Source organism: Nocardioides sp. (genome assembly GCF_030655615.1).
Classification (GTDB): Bacteria; Actinomycetota; Actinomycetes; order Propionibacteriales; family Nocardioidaceae; genus Nocardioides.
Genome location: NZ_JAURVJ010000060.1, coordinates 1 through 17,031, shown reverse-complemented (window position 1 = coordinate 17,031; position 17,031 = coordinate 1). Strand labels below are relative to the sequence as shown.

At 73.7% G+C, this 17,031-nt stretch carries 13 protein-coding genes; 9 read left to right on the top strand and 4 right to left on the bottom strand.

Going from position 1 to position 17,031, the window contains the following annotated elements; all coding sequences use genetic code 11:
* Window positions 1-657: ABC transporter ATP-binding protein (locus Q7T52_RS05090; RefSeq protein WP_304800027.1), on the bottom strand; the 657-nt coding region annotated here is incomplete at its 3' end.
* Between the two features lie 258 nt (window positions 658-915).
* On the opposite strand from Q7T52_RS05090, the gene Q7T52_RS05085 reads away from it, so the two are divergent.
* The 5 genes from Q7T52_RS05085 (at window position 916) to Q7T52_RS05065 (ending at window position 7,310) form a co-directional block, all read left to right on the top strand.
* Window positions 916-3,060: an acyltransferase family protein gene (locus Q7T52_RS05085; RefSeq protein ID WP_304800025.1), complete on the top strand. Its 2,145-nt coding sequence runs from the start codon at window positions 916-918 to the stop codon at window positions 3,058-3,060.
* Between the two features lie 70 nt (window positions 3,061-3,130).
* Window positions 3,131-4,000 (top strand): iron uptake transporter permease EfeU, encoded by an 870-nt coding sequence (gene efeU, locus Q7T52_RS05080; RefSeq protein WP_304800023.1) that lies wholly within the window; start codon window positions 3,131-3,133, stop codon window positions 3,998-4,000.
* A gap of 31 nt (window positions 4,001-4,031) precedes the next feature.
* A complete protein-coding gene (efeO, locus tag Q7T52_RS05075; protein ID WP_304800021.1) occupies window positions 4,032-5,204 on the top strand; it encodes an iron uptake system protein EfeO in 1,173 nt (390 codons plus the stop codon).
* 85 nt (window positions 5,205-5,289) lie between these two features.
* Window positions 5,290-6,537, top strand: coding sequence for an iron uptake transporter deferrochelatase/peroxidase subunit (gene efeB, locus Q7T52_RS05070; RefSeq protein WP_304800019.1), 1,248 nt, complete (start codon window positions 5,290-5,292; stop codon window positions 6,535-6,537).
* A 317-nt stretch (window positions 6,538-6,854) separates the two neighbouring features.
* Window positions 6,855-7,310: a response regulator transcription factor gene (locus Q7T52_RS05065; protein ID WP_304800017.1), complete on the top strand. Its 456-nt coding sequence runs from the start codon at window positions 6,855-6,857 to the stop codon at window positions 7,308-7,310.
* A 17-nt stretch (window positions 7,311-7,327) separates the two neighbouring features.
* On the opposite strand, the gene Q7T52_RS05060 is transcribed toward Q7T52_RS05065, so the two are convergent.
* Entirely contained in the window at window positions 7,328-7,636 is a 309-nt protein-coding gene (locus Q7T52_RS05060) for a hypothetical protein (RefSeq protein ID WP_304800016.1), read from the bottom strand.
* 4 nt (window positions 7,637-7,640) lie between these two features.
* On the bottom strand, window positions 7,641-9,251 hold the full coding sequence (locus Q7T52_RS05055) for an ABC-F family ATP-binding cassette domain-containing protein (protein ID WP_304800014.1): 1,611 nt from the start codon (window positions 9,249-9,251) through the stop codon (window positions 7,641-7,643).
* A gap of 224 nt (window positions 9,252-9,475) precedes the next feature.
* Between Q7T52_RS05055 and serA the strand changes: the two genes are divergently transcribed.
* The gene (gene serA, locus Q7T52_RS05050; RefSeq protein ID WP_304800012.1) at window positions 9,476-11,047 is read left to right on the top strand and encodes a phosphoglycerate dehydrogenase; all 1,572 of its coding nucleotides are present in this window, start codon (window positions 9,476-9,478) and stop codon (window positions 11,045-11,047) included.
* Between the two features lie 171 nt (window positions 11,048-11,218).
* Here serA and Q7T52_RS05045 read toward each other — a convergent pair whose 3' ends face one another.
* Complete coding sequence (locus Q7T52_RS05045; protein WP_304800010.1) at window positions 11,219-12,652, bottom strand: PLP-dependent aminotransferase family protein; 1,434 nt, start codon at window positions 12,650-12,652, stop codon at window positions 11,219-11,221.
* A 61-nt stretch (window positions 12,653-12,713) separates the two neighbouring features.
* On the opposite strand from Q7T52_RS05045, the gene Q7T52_RS05040 reads away from it, so the two are divergent.
* The 3 genes from Q7T52_RS05040 to Q7T52_RS05030 form a co-directional block, all read left to right on the top strand.
* Window positions 12,714-13,397 carry a YitT family protein gene (locus tag Q7T52_RS05040; RefSeq protein WP_304800008.1) on the top strand — a complete coding sequence of 228 codons (684 nt, stop codon included), beginning with the start codon at window positions 12,714-12,716 and terminating at the stop codon, window positions 13,395-13,397.
* Window positions 13,398-13,546: 149 nt separating this feature from the next.
* Window positions 13,547-14,728, top strand: a complete 1,182-nt coding sequence (locus tag Q7T52_RS05035; RefSeq protein ID WP_304800006.1) for a M48 family metalloprotease — start codon at window positions 13,547-13,549, stop codon at window positions 14,726-14,728.
* Window positions 14,725-17,031 (top strand): DUF4011 domain-containing protein (locus Q7T52_RS05030; RefSeq protein ID WP_304800004.1); only part of this gene is annotated, 2,307 nt, incomplete at its 3' end. The genes Q7T52_RS05035 and Q7T52_RS05030, both read left to right, overlap by 4 nt.

Here is a 17,031-nt window from a genome sequence, read left to right as displayed (position 1 = left end):
GGAGCCGGCGAGCAGCTCGGCCTTGGTGCCCGAGGCGACGATCCGGCCGTTGCCGATGACCACCAGGTCGTCGGCGACGACCTCGACCTCGTGCAGCAGGTGCGACGACAGCAGCACGGTGCCGCCCGCGTCGGCGTAGCGGCGCAGCAGGTCGCGCATCCAGCGGATGCCGGCGGGGTCGAGGCCGTTGGCCGGCTCGTCGAGGACCAGCGAGGCCGGGTCGCCGATGAGGGCGACGGCGATGCCGAGGCGCTGGCGCATGCCGAGCGAGTAGTGGCGGACCCGGCGCTCGGCCTCGGCCGGCGTGAGGCTGACCCGCTCGAGCATCGCGTCGACCCGGTCGGCCGGCAGCCCGAGCGTCCGCTGCGCGATGGTGAGGATCTCGCGGCCGGTGCGCCCGGCGTGCTGCGCCGACGCGTCCAGCAGCACGCCGACCTCGCGGCCTGGGTTGGGCAGGTCGACGAAGCGCCGCCCGCCCACGGTGGCGGTGCCCGAGGTCGCCGGGGTGAGCCCGACGAGGACCCGCATGGTGGTGGACTTGCCGGCCCCGTTGGGCCCCAGGAAGCCGGTCACGCGGCCCGACCGGGCCACGAACGAGACGTCGTCCACGGCGGTGAAGGACCCGTAGGTCCGGGTGAGGTTCTCGACTCTGATCATGCTCCGGAGCCTCGCGCCCCGTCGCGCCCGGCCACATCGGGGACACCGCTGACCCCGACCCCGGCCCTCACCCGAGTCCGGCCCTCGGGGTCGGCTCGGGGTCGCACCAGCGAGAGGTGGGAACGGTGGGGTGGCTGGGGCTGGTGTGACAGGGTCGAGCCGGGGCCGCGACGACGCGCCGCACGCGTTCCCCGGACGGCGCGGCCAGCGTCGTTAGCGTGGTCCGGACGTGTGGAGCAGCCAGTGGTGGGGAGCGGGATGAACGAGCGGCGTGACCGCCGATCCGACATCCAGGGGCTGCGCGCGATCGCGGTGCTGACGGTGATCGCGGCGCACTACGGGCTCCCGGGGGCGCAGGGCGGGTTCCTCGGGGTCGACGTGTTCCTCGTCGTGTCGGGGTTCCTCATCACCCAGCTGCTCCTGGCCGAGACCGCCCGCAGCGGCCGGCTCTCGCTGCGCGACTTCTACGCCCGACGGGCCCGCCGGATCCTGCCGGCCGCGACGTTCGTCCTGGTGGCGACGGTGGCGTTCTCGTCGGCCGTGCTCGGCGCGGCCGAGGCGCTGAGCACCGTCGAGGACGCCGCGTGGGCGACGCTGTTCGCCGCCAACGTGCGCTTCTCGTCGGTCGGCACCGACTACTTCGCGCGCGACCTGGTGACGTCGCCGCTGCAGCACTACTGGTCGCTCTCGGTCGAGGAGCAGTTCTACGTCGTCTGGCCGCTGCTGGTGATCGTCTGCCTGTTCGTCCTCGGCCGGCGTCGCGGGGGACGGGTGTCGCGCTGGCCGCTCCTCGTCGTCCTGACGGCCCTCGTCGCCGGCTCGTTCTCCTACGCCGTCCAGCTCTCCCACACCGAGCCGGTGAGCGCCTACTTCTCCACGCCGGCCCGCGCCTGGGAGCTCGGCGTCGGCGCCCTCGCGGCCCTCGTCGGTGCCCGTGTCACCGCGCCGCTCGGGCCCGGGGCCCGCGCGCTGCTCACGACCACCGGGCTCGTCGGCATCGCCCTCGCGGTCACGACCTTCGACAAGACCACCCAGTCCCGCGCCGAGTTCGTGGCGGTGCCGGTCGTGGCCACCGCGATGGTGCTGCTGGCCGGCGTACGCCGCCCCGCCGCGAGCACCACCACCAGCACCGACGCGGCCGACCGACCGACCTGGCCCCAGCGCCTCCTCGGCATCGCTCCGCTGCGCGCGATCGGCGACTGGTCCTTCTCCCTATACCTCTGGCACTGGCCGCTGCTGGTCGTGCTCGAAGCGCGCTACGGCACGGTCTCGCCGATCGCGCGCGCCGACCTCGTCCTCCTCGCGCTGGCGCTGGCCGCGCTCACCTACCGCTGGGTCGAGCAGCCGTTCCGCAACCCGGTGCGCGTGACCCGGTTCCGCGCGCTCGCGCTCTACCCCGCCTCGGTCTGCCTGCTCGCGCTGACCTGCGGGCTGGGCTGGACCTGGGCCGAGCACCAGGCGTCGACCTACGGCGACGGCCCCGCCCTCACCGTCGAGGGGTCGCAGGTCACCGACGACCCCGAGGTCGACGTCAGCCCCGACCCGGTCGTCGCCCTCGTCCAGGCGTCGGTCTACGCCGGCGAGCGCGGTCGGCCGGTCCCTGCCCGGTTGCGCCCGGGTCGGCTCGACCTCGTCGACAGCATCGCCGGCGTCGGTCAGTGCGACTACAGCCCGGCCGACGCGCGGCAGCTCTGCCCGCGCGGCGACCCCGACGGCGACCGCACCCTCGTGGTCATCGGCGACTCGCACGCCCGGATGTGGATCTCGGCGTTCGAGCGGATCGCCCAGCGCGAGGGCTACCGGACCTACTACCTCGTCAAGCCCCTCTGCACGGCTGCCGACGTGCTCGTCAGCCAGATGCAGTCCGACGAGCCGTGGGACGACTGCTCGACGTTCCGCGAGTGGGCCTTCGACCAGGTCGAGCGGCTGCGGCCCGACGTGACCGTCGTGACCAGCACCGCGCCCCAGGGCGTGGTGTGGCCCGACGGCAGCGACGAGCCGGTCGCTCCCGACGACGCGGGTCGCGCGGCCGTCATGCAGCAGGCCTGGACCAAGACCTTCGACCGGCTCGCGCCGTGGTCGGGCTCGGTCCGGATGATCCGCGACGTGCCTCTCGCCGAGGTCGCCCCCGGCACCTGCCTCACCCGCGGCGACCCCGACCTGGGCGACTGCCTCTTCAGCCCGGACAAGAACCACGAGGCCGACACCGACGTCGCGGTCCGCGCGGCGGCCGCGGCCGGCGTGCTCTCGGTCGACCCGCGGCCCTGGCTGTGCTGGCGCGGCCAGTGCGCGGCGGTGGTCGGCGACGTCATCCCCTACATCGACACCAACCACCTGACGGCGGTCTACGCCTCGCTCCTCGCCGAGTCCCTGGGGCGGCGACTCGGCATCTGGTCGGCCTGACGCCGACCACCCGAGGGGGTGGTCAGGGAAGGTTAGGCGAACCTTCCCCGCAGGCGTACGATCGGCGCTTGTGTTCGCCAACTACCTGATCGGGCTCCGCGAGGGTCTCGAGGCCGCGCTCGTGGTCACGATCCTCGTCGCCTACCTGGTCAAGACCGAGCGACGCGAGCTGCTGCCCCGCATCTGGACCGGCGTCGGCCTCGCCGTCCTGGTCAGCCTGGCCTTCGGCGCGGCGCTCACCTACGGCCCCCGGGGACTGACGTTCGAGGCCCAGGAGATGATCGGCGGCGGTCTCTCGATCGTCGCCGTCGGGTTCGTGACCTGGATGATCTTCTGGATGGCACGCACCGCGCGGGCGCTCAGCGGCGAGCTGCGCGGCCAGGTCGACCGGGCCGCCGAGGGTGGGCGCTGGTCGCTCGTGCTCGTGGCCGTCCTCGCGGTCGGGCGCGAGGGCCTCGAGACCGCCCTGTTCCTCTGGGCCGCGACCCAGGCCGGCACCCGCGAGGCCGTCGGCTCGGTGACCCCGACCTGGGAGCCCCTCGTCGGCGCCGGGCTCGGCCTGCTCACCGCCGTCGCGATCGGCGTCGCCCTCTACAAGGGCGCGATCAAGATCAACCTCACGAAGTTCTTCACCTACACCGGCGGCTTCCTCATCATCGTGGCCGCCGGCGTGCTCGCCTACGGGGTCCACGACCTCCAGGAGGCCGACGTCCTGCCGGGCCTCGACAACCTCGCCTTCGACGTCTCCGACACCATCGACCCCAACAGCTGGTTCGGCACGCTGCTCAAGGGCGTCTTCAACTTCTCGCCGGCCACCACCTGGCTCGAGGCCGCCGCCTGGCTCCTCTACGCCGTCCCCGTGATGACGCTCTTCGTGATCGGCGTACGCCGGCGGAGCGTCACCCCCGGCCAGGTCCCCGTGTCGACCACGGCCCGCTGACCCACCACCCCGACCCCAGAAGGACCACCTCGTGCGCAAGACCCTGATCGCCGCCGGCCTGCTGCTGGCGACCCCGGCGCTGGCCGCCTGCACCGACAACTCCACCGGCGACGACTCGAGCGACGGCGGCGGCGACCGTGCCTTCACCGTCGCGTCGACCGACGACGCGTGCGAGGTCTCGGGTGCCGAGGCCCCCTCCGGCGCCCTCAAGTTCGAGGTCACCAACACCGGCTCGCAGGTCACCGAGTTCTACCTCCTGGCCGAGGACGGGCTGCGCATCCTGGGCGAGGTCGAGAACATCGGTCCCGGCGTCTCGCGCTCGCTCACCGTCAAGGCCCCGGCCGGCGACTACTTCACCGCCTGCAAGCCCGGCATGAAGGGCGACGGCATCCGCAACGCCTTCACCGTCACCCAGTCCGAGGACGGCGAGAAGGAGCTCAGCGCCTCCGACCAGGAGCTCGTCGACGAGGCCCTGGCCGGCTACAAGCTCTACGTCCGCGACCAGTCCGCCCAGCTGCTCGAGAAGACCACGCAGTTCGTCGAGCTCTACAAGGCCGGCGACAAGGACGACGAGGCCCGCGCGCTCTATCCCGTGGCCCGCACCCACTGGGAGCGCATCGAGACCGTCGCGGAGTCCTTCGGCGACCTCGACCCCAAGATGGACCTGCGCGAGGCCGACGTCGAGGAGGGCGCCGACTGGACCGGCTGGCACCGACTCGAGAAGGACCTGTGGCCCGCCGACGCCGGCAAGTACAAGGCCCTGACGCCCGCCCAGCGCGCGACCTACGCCGACGACCTGCTGGCCAACACCCAGGAGCTCGACGACCAGATCCAGGGCCTCGACTACACCGTCGACCAGCTGGCCAACGGCTCGCGCGGCCTGCTCGAGGAGGTCGCGGCCGGCAAGGTCACCGGTGAGGAGGAGTTCTGGTCGCACACCGACCTCTACGACTTCCAGGCCAACGTCGACGGCGCCCGCGTGGCGTTCGAGGGTGTCGAGCCCATCGTGGAGAAGAACGACCCCGACCTCGCCGACGAGCTGTCGACCCAGTTCGACGCCCTGCAGGTGCTGCTCGACGCGCAGCGCGAGGGTGACGGGTTCAAGCTCTACACCGACCTGACGCCCGAGGAGATCAAGGGCCTCTCCGACGCGGTCAACGCGCTGTCCGAGCCGCTGTCGCGCCTGACCGCGGCCGTCGTCTGACCCTCCCGTGCGCCGACTGAGGGATCGCGCGAGGGATCATCGAGGGGTGAGCACCCCCGACGACGGTCCCGGCGATGATCAGGGGGTGAGCTCCTCGCGCATCTCCCGTCGCGGTCTCCTCGGGGGTGGCGTGGCCGTCGCCGGGGTGGCCGGGGCCTTCGCCGCGGGGCGGGCCAGCGCCGACGGCGCGGCCGGCGCGAGCTCGGCCCTCGCGTCGTCGTACGCCTTCCGCGGCGAGCACCAGGCCGGCATCGTCACCCCGGCGCAGGACCGTCTCCACTTCGCGGCGTTCGACCTCACCACCGACGACCGCGACGACGTCGTCGCGCTGCTGCAGGACTGGACCGAGGCCGCCGAGCGGATGACCCGTGGCGACGGCGCCGGCGAGGTCGGGCCCGTCGAGGGTGACCCGCTGCTGCCGCCCGACGACACCGGCGAGGCGATCGGCCTGCCCCCGGCCCGGCTCACGATCACCTTCGGGTTCGGCCCGACGTTCTTCGACAAGCTCGGCCTCGCAGACCGGCGGCCGGCCGCGCTGCGCCGGCTGCCGCACTTCCCGGCCGACGTGCTCGACCCGGCCATCTCCGACGGAGACCTCTGCATCCAGGCCTGCGCCGACGACCCGCAGGTCGCGGTCCACGCCGTCCGCAACCTCGCGCGGATCGCGTTCGGCCGTGCGGCCGTGCGGTGGTCGCAGCTCGGGTTCGGTCGTACGTCGTCGACCAGCACCACCCAGGACACCCCGCGCAACCTCTTCGGCTTCAAGGACGGCACCGCCAACCTCAAGGCCGAGCAGGAGGACCTCGTCGACACCCATCTGTGGGTCCACCCCGACGACGACGCGGCCGCGGGCTGGTTGGCCGGCGGCTCCTACCTGTGCGCGCGGCGCATCAACATGACCATCGAGCTGTGGGACCGCCAGCCGCTCGCCGACCAGGAGGGCTTCGTCGGCCGCACCAAGGGCACCGGCGCGCCGCTGACCGGCACCGCCGAGTTCGACGAGCCCGACTTCGACGCCGTCACCGGCACGTCGCCGACCATCCCGGTCGACGCCCACGTGCGGCTGGTCCACCCCTCGGTCCACGGCGGCGCGCAGATGCTGCGCCGCGGCTACAACTTCGTCGACGGCAGCACCCCGCTCGGGGCCCTCGACGCCGGGCTGTTCTTCATCGCCTACGTGCGTGACCCCGACACGCACTTCATCCCGATCCAGAACACGATGGCCAAGTCCGACGCGTTGATGGAGTACCTCAAGGTCACCGGCTCCGCGCTGTTCGCCGTGCCCCCCGGCATCGCCGAGGGCGAGTACGTCGGCCAGGCGCTCTTCACCTGACCGCGGCTGACCCGCGGTCCGACCTTGGTCGGCTCGGGAGCGACCTCCGGCCGATGCGCGACGCCCCGTCCTTCGGAACGGTGGTGGCATGGCTGGTGAGCAGAGCACGCAGGACGGGATCCAGGGCTTCTTCGCGCTGGTCGGCATCTCGCTCGGGCTGGTCCCGCTGGTGCGGGTGGTCCTCGAGCGGGTCAAGTCACGAGGCTGACGGGCGGGCCGGGCCACGGCATCGACCGTTGTGCGGACGGCGTCGGCCTCACCTGGCATCCTGGCCCGTGGAGCGGCTCGGGACGGGTCGTGCAGAGGGGGACACACACATGGCTCGGATCCTGGTGGCCGACGACGACGACGACATGCGGCTCGTGCTGCAGATCGCCCTCGAGCAGCAGGGCCACACCGTGACCCTCGCGAGCAACGGCACCGACGCGCTGGCGGTCTGCCTGGCCGGCGGCATCGACTTCGCGATGCTCGACGTGACCATGCCCGGGCTCGAGGGCCCCGAGGTCGTCGCCCGGGTGCGCGCCGACCCGGAGCACCAGGGCCTGCCGATCCTGCTCGTCTCGGCCAACTCGCTCTACGAGGACATCAACCGCGGGCTCGACGCCGGCGCCGACGACTACATCACCAAGCCGTTCCAGACCTTCGAGCTCCACCGTCGCGTCGAGCGGATGGTCTGGCTCAGCCAGGACATCGCCGAGGCCCAGGAGGAGCGCGGCAAGCTGCGCAACAAGGCCAAGGCCACGCTCGCCAGGCTGTCCCCGCGCCGCCCCTGATCCCTCCGGTGCAGCTCTCAGCCGGTGGGGGTCAGCACGACGACCTCGGCGGGCGAGCGGACCAGCCGGCGGGCCCAGCCGCGCTGCTCGCGGAGCCGGCCACGGGCCTCGGTCCAGGCGCGGCCCGAGCGCACGACGGTCGCGGTCGCCCCGGAGTCACCCTGGCGGCCGTCGCCGTCGAGGAGCACCAGGCCGACCTCGACCGAGCCCTCCGCGGCCAGCAGCTCCTCGAGCGCCGGAGGCACTGCGGCCGCCAGCCGGCGGTCGGACAGGCGCACCGCTCGCACCTCCACCGTGACCTCGCCGGCCGTGATCCTCGCGCGCACGGGCCTAGCCAACCACGCCCAGCCCGACCACGCGCGTCACGCCGACGTCGTCGAGGAACGCCGGGTCGTGGCTGGCGACCAGCAGCGCGCCGCGATAGCCCGAGAGGGCCGAGACCAGGGCGTCGTACGACGCCAGGTCGAGGTTGTTGGTCGGCTCGTCGAGGAGCAGCAGCTGGGGTGCGGGGTCGGCCAGGAGCACCCGCGCCAGCGAGGCCCGGAAGCGCTCGCCGCCCGACAACGTGCTCGCCGGACGGTCGGCGCGCCCGCCCCGGAACAGGAAGCGCGCCAGGGCGGCGCGCACCTCGTTGCGGTCGACGTCGGGGGCGGCGGCCTGGACGTTGGCATAGACGCTGAGGGCGTCGTCGAGCACGTCGAGGCGCTGGGGGAGCAGCCCCACCGGCACCCGCACCGACACCTCGCCGGAGGTCGCTGCGAGCAGCCCCGCGACGGTCCGGAGCAGCGTGGTCTTGCCGCTGCCGTTGGGCCCGACGACGGCGACCCGGTCGGGCCCGCTCACGTCGAGCTCGCCGTCCTCGAGCCGGGCGCCCGTGCGCAGCACGAGGTCGCGCGTCGTCAGGACGACCCGGCCGCGGGGCACCTCGGTCGCAGGCAGGTCGACCCGGATCTCGCGGTCCTCGCGCAGCCGCGACTCGGCCTCGGTCAGGCGGTCCCGGGCGGACTCGAGGCGGTCGTCGTGGATGCGGCGGTAGGAGGCGGCGTTCCTCTCCGAGCGGTTCTGCCAGAAGTGCTGGGCGCCCTTGCCCATGTTGGTGCGCGCGGCGTTGCGGACCCCCTGGCGGCGGCGCTGCGCGAGCAGTCGCTCGGCCTCCTGCCGGTCGGCGCGCTGGCGGCGCACGTCGGAACGGGCGGCGGTGACCGCCTGCTCGGCGGCGGCCTGCTCGGCGGCCACCTGCTCGGCGTACGCGGTCCAGCCGCCGCCGTACCAGCGCACGGCGCCGTCGCGCAGGTCGCCGACCCGGTCGACGTGCTCGAGCAGCTCGCGGTCGTGGCTGACCACGAGCAGCGATCCGGTCCACGACGACACGAGGTCGACGAGGCGGGCGCGCGCGTCCGCGTCGAGGTTGTTGGTCGGCTCGTCGAGGAGGAGGACGTCGGGCGGGTCGAGGACCAGCCGTGCGAGGCCGAGCTGGACGACCTCGCCGCCGGACAGCTCCCCGATGCGCCGGTGCAGGACGTCGTGGGGCAGGCCGAGGCGGGAGAGCGACGCGACGGCGCGCTCCTCGACGTCCCAGTCGTCGCCGACGGCATCCCAGTCGGTCGGGTCGACCGAGCCGGCCTCGATGGCGCGGAGGGCCCCGAGGGCGCGGTCGATGCCGAGGAAGTCGACGACGGTGCGGTCGACGTCGAGGGTGAGGTCCTGCGGCAGGTGGCCGACCCGGCCGGCGGTCGTGACGTGGCCGGCCGTCGGGGTCAGCTCGCCGGTGACGAGACGGAGCACGGTGGTCTTGCCGGCGCCGTTGACGCCGACGAGGGCCGAGCGGCCTGGCGGGACCAGGAGGTCGAGCCCGGTCAGGGCGGGGGTGCCGTCGGGCCACGTGAACGTGACGCCGGACAGGCTGATGACGGAGGTGGACGGACGGTCGTGTGCGGGCACGCTGAAGCTCCCTGAAGAGGGTCGAGGTCGATGAGGACGGCCTCAGAGCTTCAAGACGCACACCTGTCGTCGGGGTCAGGACGGGTCCGACCGTACGCCGTGACGGCGGCGTGGGCCACCGGTTTACCTGCCCGTCATCCGTGTAGCGTGGCGAGCGGCACAGCGACGTGCACCTGATCCCGACCCAGAGGAACGCTGTGATCTCTCCCGCCGACCGTGCTGTCGTGCTCATCGCCGAGGAGCTGAGCCCCGCCACCGTCGAGGCGCTCGGACCCGACTTCGAGGTCCGTCACTGCGACGGGGTCGACCGTGAGGTGCTGCTCGCCGCGATCGCCGACGTCGACGCGATCCTCGTCCGCTCGGCCACCAAGGTCGACGCCGAGGCGCTGGCCGCGGCCAGGCGGCTCCGGGTCGTCGCGCGTGCCGGCGTCGGTCTCGACAACGTCGACGTCCGGGCCGCGACCATGGCCGGCGTGATGGTCGTCAACGCGCCGACCTCCAACATCGTGTCGGCCGCCGAGCTCGCCGTCGCCCTGATGCTCGCGGCCGCGCGTCACGTCTCGCCGGCCCACGCCGCCCTGCGCAACGGCGAGTGGAAGCGTGCGCGCTACACCGGCATCGAGCTCTACGAGAAGACCGTCGGCGTCGTCGGCCTGGGCCGCATCGGCGTCCTCGTCGCCCAGCGGCTCGCGGCGTTCGGGATGAACGTCATCGCCTACGACCCCTACGTGCAGGCCGGCCGGGCCGCGCAGGTCGGCGTACGGCTGGTCGACCTCGACACGTTGCTGGCCGAGTCCGACTTCATGAGCGTCCACCTGCCCAGGACGCCCGAGACGATCGGCCTGATCGGCGCCGACCAGCTCGCCGTCGCCAAGCCCGGCCTGGTGCTCGTCAACGCCGCGCGCGGCGGGATCGTCGACGAGGCCGCGCTCTACGACGCCCTCAAGAACGGCCAGATCGCGGCGGCCGGTCTCGACGTCTTCGCCACCGAGCCGTGCACCGACAGCCCGCTCTTCGAGCTCGAGAACGTCGTCGCCACCCCGCACCTCGGGGCCTCGACCGCGGAGGCGCAGGAGAAGGCGGGCATCTCGGTCGCGCGTTCGGTGCGGCTGGCGCTGTCCGGCGAGCTCGTGCCCGACGCGGTCAACGTGCAGGGCGGCGTGATCGCCGAGGACGTGCGCCCCGGCATCCCGCTCACCGAGAAGCTCGGCCGGATCTTCACCGGCGTCGCCGGCGAGGTCGCCCAGCAGATCGACGTCGAGGTCCGCGGCGAGATCACCGAGAACGACGTCAAGGTCCTCGAGCTCGCCGCCCTCAAGGGTGTCTTCACCGACGTCATCGAGGACGCCGTCTCCTACGTCAACGCCCCGCTGCTCGCCGCCGAGCGCGGCACCGCCGTACGCCTGGTCACCGAGACCGAGAGCCCCGACCACCGCAACCTCATCACCATCCGCGGCACCCTCGCCGACGGCTCGCAGGTCTCGGTCAGCGGCACGCTCGTCGGCATCAACCAGCGCGAGCGGCTGGTCGAGGTCAACGGCTACGACATCGACCTCGAGCCCACCGACCACCTGGCGTTCTTCGCCTACCACGACCGCCCGGGCATGGTCGGCACCGTCGGCCAGATCCTCGGCGCCGCCGGCGTCAACATCGCCGGCATGCAGGTCTCGCGCAACGCCAAGGGCGGCGAGGCCCTGGTCGCCCTGTCCGTCGACTCGGTCATCCCCGCCGAGGTCCTCACCGACATCGAGTCGGCCATGAGCGCGCACTCCGCGCGCACCATCGACCTGGTCTGAGCCTGCTGTCTGTCGGGGTGGGTGGAGATTCGGTGCAGGAGGTGGAGATTCACCGCTGCAGCGGAGAATTTCCACGACCGTGGCGTTCTGGGACGAAACTCCCGGTTCCTCGACGAAGTTTTGCAGCAGAAGCAGGAGATCCTCCGCCGAGGCGGAGAATCTCCACGTCGATCAGGCGACCATGACGCGGGCCGGGCGGCGCGGCCCGGCGGCGCCCTGCTCGCGTACGACGCCCCAGGCGGCGGCGAGGCGGCGTACGGCCTCCTCGAGCTCGGGGGCGGGGCGGCTCCAGGGGACGCGCACGAACCGGTCGAGCCCGCCCTCGGCCGCGAACGCGGGACCCGGGGCGACGACGACGCCACGACGCTCGGCCTCGGTGGCCAGGGCGGTGCCGCGGGCCAGGGGCAGCTCGCACCAGGCGGCGAGCCCGCCGCCCGCACGGCGGAACCGCCAGTCGGGCAGGTGCGCGGTGATCGCCGCGAGCAGGGCGTCGCGCTGCTCGCGCAGCCGGTCGCGGTGGCGCTCGACGACGTCGTCGTTGGCGAGCAGCCGGGTCAGCACCAGCTGCTCCATCACGGGGGCCCCGAGGTCGAGGCCGAGGCGGGCGCGGGTGAGCCGCTCGACCTGCTCGTGCGGCGCGCGGATCCAGCCCAGGCGCAGACCGCCCCAGTGAGACTTGCTGGCGCTGCCGAGCGTGATCGTGCGCGGGTCGAACGCCGCGAACGGTCGCGGCATCTCCTGCCCGTCGAGCGCCAGGCTCTGGTGGGCCTCGTCGACCACGGCGACCGTTCCGGTGCGGCGCAGGTGGCGGGCGTAGGTCGCGCGGTCGGCCTCGGACATCACGTGGCCGGTCGGGTTCTGGAAATCGGGGATCAGGTAGGCGAGCGTCGGGCGCACCTCGTCGAGGGCCGCGCCGACGGCGTCGAGGTCCCAGCCGCCGGGGTCGACCGGGACGGCGCGGAGCCGGGCGCCGCTGTTGCTGATCGCCTGCGTGGCGTTGGGATAGACCGGTGACTCGACGAGCACCCGGTCCCGCGGACCCGTGAAGGCCTGCGCGACCAGCGCCGCGGCGGCCAGGGCGCCGGCGGTCACCACGACCTGGCCGGGGTCGGTGGGCAGTCCGCGAGCCGCGTAGCGCTCGGCGATCGCCGCCTGCAGCGCGGGCAGGCCGGCCGGGAAGTAGCCGTGCCCCCCGAGGTAGGCCGGCAGCTCGGTCACCGCCGCCGCGTAGGCCGCGGCGATGCCCGGCGGGGCCGAGGCGGCCGCGCAGTTGAGGTCGATGGTGTCCCCGTCGCCGGTGCCCGGCACGAGGGCGCGGTCGTGGGCGCGGGAGCGGCCGCCGGGCACCTGGGTGAAGGTGCCCGACCCGCGCCGCGCCTCGGCGTACCCGCCGTCGCGCAGCAGCTGGTAGGCCCGGGTCACCGTGGTGCGGGAGACGTCGAGGACCTCGGTGAGGTCGCGCTCGCTCGGGAGGCGTACGCCGAGCCCGATCCGGCCGTCGCCGATGAGCTCGGTCATAGCCTCGGCCAGCCCCGCGTAGGCCGGGGACCGGTCGAACGCGCCGACGAGGGTGGCCACGCGCGTCGCGGAGATGGTCTGGCTCATGGTGGCCACTCTTCCACGATTGGCTATTCAGGAGAAGGCCAATCGGGTCCACAGTGGTCCCGTGACCACGATCCACCAGCCCGCCCTCGTCGACCTCGGCCCCGTCGCGCAGCTGCGCGCCGGCCGGCTCGTCGAGCGGCTGGTGCGGCTGTTCGTCGGGCTCGTCCTCTACGGCGTCTCGCTGGCGATGATGGTGCGCGGCGACCTCGGCCTCGCGCCGTGGGACGTCCTCCACTCCGGGCTGATCCGACACGTGCCGATGACCCTCGGCCAGGCCGTCGTGGTGATGAGCTTCGTGGTGCTGCTGCTGTGGATCCCGCTGCGCGAGATGCCGGGCATCGGCACGATCGCCAACGCCCTCGTCGTCGGCTTCGCCGCCGACGGAACCCTCGCCCTGCTCGACGCTCCCTCCGGGATGACGGCCCGCATCGGCCTGATGGTCGTCGGGGTCCTGCTCTGCGGCGCGGCCTCGGCGCTCTACATCGGCGCCCAGCTCGGGCGTGGTCCGCGCGACGGGCTGATGACCGGCCTCGCCCGGCGTACCGGCCAGCCGATCGGCCTCGTCCGCACCGGCCTCGAGGTCGCGGTGGTGCTGGTCGGCCTCGCCCTCGGCGGGGTGCTCGGGCTCGGCACCGTCCTCTACGCGCTCGCCATCGGCCCGGTCACGCAGCTGCTGCTGCCGTTCTTCCTGGTGGATGTGTCGTCGCCTCCGGGACGTGGTGGAAAATCTCCGCTTCAGCGGTGAATCTCCTCCTTCTGCGCTGAAGCTTCGTCGCAGAAGGGGGAGATTCCTACGAGAAGGTCGCCGTCGAGGAGAACCTCCGCTACAGCGGTGAATCTCCACCTCCCGCGACAAAACTCCACGCCGCGGGACCCGCCGCCTAACCTCGAGGCGTGACCCTGCGACCGCTGCCCTACCACGAGGCCGTGACGGCGATCCTCGAGCGGGAGAACCCGCAGGCGTTCGCCGCGATGAGCCCGGGGCCGACGGGCGGGCCCGAGCTCGACGCGTTCCTGCTGCGCTCGACCTACCGGCTCGACCCCGCCAGCCACCCCGCCCCGCACGAGGCGCTGGCGCGGGCGGCGGGGGCGCTGGGGGTGGCGGCGCCGGCGGAGCTCTACGTCACCGAGGACCCCGGCCACGACAACGCCGAGCTGTTCTTCGCCCCCGACCGGGTGGTCGTGCTGGTGACCGGGCGGCTGCTCGACCTGCTCGACGCCACCGAGCTGACCGCGATCCTCGGCCACGAGCTGGCGCACCACGTGCTGTGGAGCGCCGACGGCGGGCGGTTCCTCGCGGCGTCGCGGCTGCTCGAAGCGGCCGAGCTCGACGCGCGCACGCCGGGGGAGTACCTCGAGACCGCACGTCGCTTCCGCCTCGCCACCGAGCTCTACGCCGACCGTGGCGCCGTGGTCGCCGCCGGCGCGGTCGAGCCGGCCGTCAGCGCGCTGCTCAAGGTGTCGACCGGCATGCGGCAGGTCGACCCCGCGGCCTACCTGCGCCAGGCGGCCGAGGTCGACTTCTCCGGCGACGGCGCCAGCGGCGGGGTGACCCACCCCGAGAACGTGATGCGCGCCTGGGCCCTCCAGCGCTGGTACGCCGTCCCGGGCGACGACCTCGCGCTCGCGGAGGAGCAGGTCGCCGGCGCCATCGGACCGGCGCTCGACCTGGCCGCCCTCGACCTGCTCGGCCAGGACGCCCTGCTCGCGCTCACCCGCGAGCTCGTCCGCCAGGCCGTGCTCGTCGAGCACCTGCGGGCGCCGGAGTCGCTCGAGCTCGCCGGCCGCTACGGCGTCACCGCGCCGCCCGCCGCCTCGCCCCTCTCGGAGCTCTCCGACGACGACCTCAGCGGCCTCCCCCCGGACACCCGCCGCTACCTGTGCGCGGTGCTCGCCGACCTCGCGACCGCTGACCCCGACTCGTCCCACCAGGCGCTCAGAGCGGCCGTCGCGGTCGCGGGCCGCAAGCACCTCCAGCCCGACCTGGTGCGGCTGCTGGTCGGCGAGCTCGGGCTGGGCGACCGCGACAAGGCCCGCGTGGTCGCCGACGCCCGGGCCATGGGAGTGCTGACGTGACGGCCGAGCCGATGTCCGCCCTGGTCGCCCGCGCCGTCGACCTCGAGGGGCTGCCGGTCGACGACGTGCTCGCGCTCGTCCTGCCGCTGCTCGAGCAGGTGGCCGCGGTCCACGAGGTCGGTCGGGTCGCCCCGCTGCAGGGCCTCGCCCACCTCCACGTCGACGACCACCGGGTCGTCTTCGCCGCCGGCGCGGCCACGCCCCCGCGCCGCAACCGGTCGGCGATCACCGCGGTCGAGCGCGACGTGGCGTCGTCCGGGCTCGACGTGCGCCGGGGCGAGGACCGGGTCCGCGACCTCGCCACCGGCACGACCGGGACGGTGCCCCACCTCGCCGGAGAGCGACCCGGCGAGCGGCCCGGCGCCGTCCTCGTCCCCGGCTGGCGCCGCTGGGAGCACCTCGTCGGCCACCACGACGAGCTCACCGACATCGGCAGCCTCGGCGAGCTGCTGGCCGCCCTGCTCTGCGGCCTCGACCTCGCCGACGAGGGGTCGCTCGCGCTGCTGGCCGCCCACCGCCACAACCTGTTCGCGCTCGAGCGCGGGCTGCACCCGGTGGTCGCCGCCGTCGTCACCTCGATGGTCGAGCCCGACCGGCGCCGCCGCGCCCAGGACCTCGCCGACCTCGTCGACCGCCTGCGCACCTACCGCGACCAGCCCGAGGACCTCGACCTCGAGCGCGTCCTGTCCGGCACGGCCACGCCGACGGATCGTCGTACCGTCGTCCTCGAGCACCTCCGCGACCGGCTCTTCGACCTCAGCCGCCGCAACCCGCTGCTCCACTTCCGCCCGACCGGCCGCACCCTCAACCTCACGCAGGCCTCGGTCCCGCTCGTGCTCGACGTGCGCTCGGTGCGTGCCGAGCAGCTCTTCACCTGGGGCGGCCCGGCGTCGCAGCGGCTCGTCGCCGGCAGGGCGGTCGACCTCGGGTCCCTGGTGCGCTGGGACGACGCGCCCTACGCCGAGGCCGCGCTCGACGCGGTGGTCGGCGCCGCCCGTCGCGACCGGGCCGAGTTCGGCCGCGACCAGCTGCGGGTCGTCGTCGCCTTCCTGCGCTGGTACGACGTCCGCGACGACCCCGACGCCGCGACCGTCTCGCCGCTCGTCCTGGCGGCCGCGTCGGTCACCAAGAAGCGCGGCGTCCGGCAGTCCTACCGTCTCGAGCTCACCGACCCCGACGTCGGCGAGGTCAACCCGGTGCTGCGCCACCAGCTCCGCGAGCGCTACGGGTTCGAGCTGCCGGCGACGATCGACCTGCGCGACGCCGGCGCGGTCGACGCCCTGCGCGCCGAGGTCGAGCGCCAGGCGCGGGCCAGCGAGCGCGGCGTCAGCGTGGCGCTGGTCGAGAAGCCACGGATCGAGCTCATCCGCTCTCGCGCCCAGACCGCCGTCCAGGCCTACCGCCGTCGGCGCAGCGGCTCGCGGCCGAGCATCGGCCGTCGCCACTACGCCTACTCCTACACGCACCCGGCGTGGCAGCCGCTCGGGCTGCAGATCTTCGACGACCGGCTGGTGCGGGCGCCGCTGCCGTTCGCCGTCGAGCTCGGCGACGCGCCGTCGCCGCGCAACCGGATGACCGAGGTCGAGACCGACCTCTACCACCAGCGCGAGGGCGACGCCAACCCCTACGCGTGGGAGGTCGACCTCTGCTCGGTCACCCTCGCCAACTTCAACTACCGCACCCTCAGCCTGGTCCGCGACTACGACGCCCTGCTGGCCGACCCCCGTCCGCAGCCCGTCTTCGACGAGCTGTTCTCGACGGAGCCGCGCGAGGCACCGGCCGCCGCCGACCCCGTGCCGCCGGCCGAGCGCCACCTCGTCGTCACCGCCGACGACTCCCAGCTTGTCGCGATCGCGCAGGCCCGCGCCGAGGACAACTTCGTGATCCAGGGACCGCCCGGGACCGGCAAGTCGCAGACGATCACCAACCTCGTCGCCGACTACCTCGCCCGTGGCCAGCGGGTCCTCTTCGTCTGCCAGAAGCGCGCCGCGCTCGACGTCGTCCACGCCCGCCTGCGCTCCCGCGGGCTCGACGAGGTCTGCACGCTCGTCCACGACAGCCTGGCCGACAAGAAGGCCTTCGTGCACGGGCTGCGCGAGACCTACGAGGCCTGGACCACCGCGCCCGACGACCTCGCCGACCTCGAGGCCGCGCGCGACGCCGTCGTCGGCGAGATCGCGACGATCCGCGCCGAGGTCGAGGCCTACGACGCCGCGCTCGTGTCGTCGGACGCGGCGGGGTCGCGCGTCGTCGACCACCTCGACCGCCTGGTGGGGCTGAGCGAGGCCCGCTGGGGCGACGAC

Bases quoted from the DNA above. Each gene is read 5' to 3' on its own strand.
- Q7T52_RS05085 (WP_304800025.1), top strand. From the start codon at position 916: ATGAACGAGCGGCGTGACCGCCGATCCGACATCCAGGGGCTGCGCGCG.
- Q7T52_RS05065 (WP_304800017.1), top strand. From the start codon at position 6,855: ATGGCTCGGATCCTGGTGGCCGACGACGACGACGACATGCGGCTCGTG.
- Q7T52_RS05045 (WP_304800010.1), bottom strand. From the start codon at position 12,652: ATGAGCCAGACCATCTCCGCGACGCGCGTGGCCACCCTCGTCGGCGCG.